The 1498-nt window shown below is 39.2% G+C and carries 1 protein-coding gene; it reads left to right on the forward strand.

Annotated features, from left to right (window positions below; genetic code table 11):
- Positions 1-772: 772 nt before the first annotated feature.
- Entirely contained in the window at positions 773-1381 is a 609-nt protein-coding gene (locus tag ACFQ2O_RS21590; protein ID WP_377532969.1) for a hypothetical protein, read from the forward strand.
- Positions 1382-1498: the final 117 nt, after the last annotated feature.

Raw genomic sequence — 1498 nt, forward strand, 5'->3', positions numbered from 1 at the left:
TTTTTCCACATATTAATACTTTGATTCTCCTGCGGATTTCTTCAAAAAATTTGCTAAAGCACATTACTTTGTAGGGTAATAGCTCTGAAAATTTGTTGTGCATAAGTTGGTTTAGCTGCCTTTGGGTCTTGCTACCAGCTACCTTCAATGAAAGAAGCGGTAGGCAAGCCGTTCATGATTCCATAAGAGGCAGAGCCGAAGCAGGTGTTAAGTAAATTCTATGGTACTAAGCAACGGTCGTTTGTGCTGTATACGTGTAAAGCGGCACCCAAGAGGGCAGAAGCTATCAGGATGCTGGCAAATCGATGAAGTTGTTTATATCGTGAGCCTTTAAGTTCTGTTAGCTCCAGTTAGATTAGGATATTGCATTGAAAATCAACCGACCCCTAACCCCTCTGGTGAGGGGAATTACGCGAACAAGTAAAACATTCTACTTACGGTAGGGGCTAGCGCTGGGTAAACAGTATGGCATGTTCAACCACCTTTTATAAATCGCCACTTAAGACATTTTATACTTGGCAGTTGCCTTTCATCATGCCTGGCAGAAGCTTACTGTAATGACGATTCAGAATTCTTGTTGTGCGGCTAAAATAACAAAGCGCCTTTTTAGCATACTTATGGAAAGGAGTGATGAATGTTAGCTTGAATGATACGGTATTAAATTTTATATCAATGGTTTAAGTATAAATATGTGTTGTATTACTTTAGACATAAACCTTCGTCTGGTTGATCTTCGTAAGCAGTATAAACAGCACACAAAAGTACTAGGACTATGTATAAATTATTTAAACCACTTGCTGCTCTTATTTTGTCTTTGATGGTAGTATTAAGCAGTTGCACCGCTACTAGAGAGCAGCAAATAGAAGACGACATGAGCGATTTCAGAACTTGGGTAAGCAATAATACCTCTAACATTGCAGATAGATCAGAAGAAGACTGGCATCAAACTAAAGAGACCTTTAAAACGCGCACACAAGAGCTTGATCAAAAGGAGGATAAGCTTAGTGCCAGGCTGAAGCAAGATTATAAAGAACTAAAGCAGCAGTTTAATTCAGCAGATGCCACCTATACGCGTAACCAGCAAAATCCAGGAATAGCTGAATGGGAGAGGGCTTTACTGGGGAGCTGGGCTGATTATGCCTCTATAAATGCATCTAACGTGCGGGAAGCTTATATTACTTTTATGGAAAATGTGCGTGACCAGAAAAGCAACTGGGGGGATGAAGATTGGGAAATGGCAAAGCTGGTGCTAGAGCAACTGAATGCGCGTAAAAGTAACATCAGCGGTAATATCTCAACTGAAGCCGAAGTGAAAATCAAGGCTTTGCAGATGGAATTCACCACTCTGGAAACTGCTGCCGACGCTACTGATAATAATTAAGTATAAAGTTTAAAGTATTACGAACATTAAAGTAATAGTTTTATAATATTGGATTATGTGTTGATTATTAGTTGATAATGCCTTTAATGTAAATTTATTAATAACTCTGGTTGCGTT

The organism is Pontibacter rugosus (assembly GCF_042678745.1).
In the GTDB taxonomy this organism is placed as follows: Bacteria; Bacteroidota; Bacteroidia; order Cytophagales; family Hymenobacteraceae; genus Pontibacter; species Pontibacter rugosus.

Excerpts from the sequence above, each read along its gene's own strand:
- ACFQ2O_RS21590 (WP_377532969.1), top strand. The coding sequence starts at position 773 with ATGTATAAATTATTTAAACCACTTGCTGCTCTTATTTTGTCTTTGATG.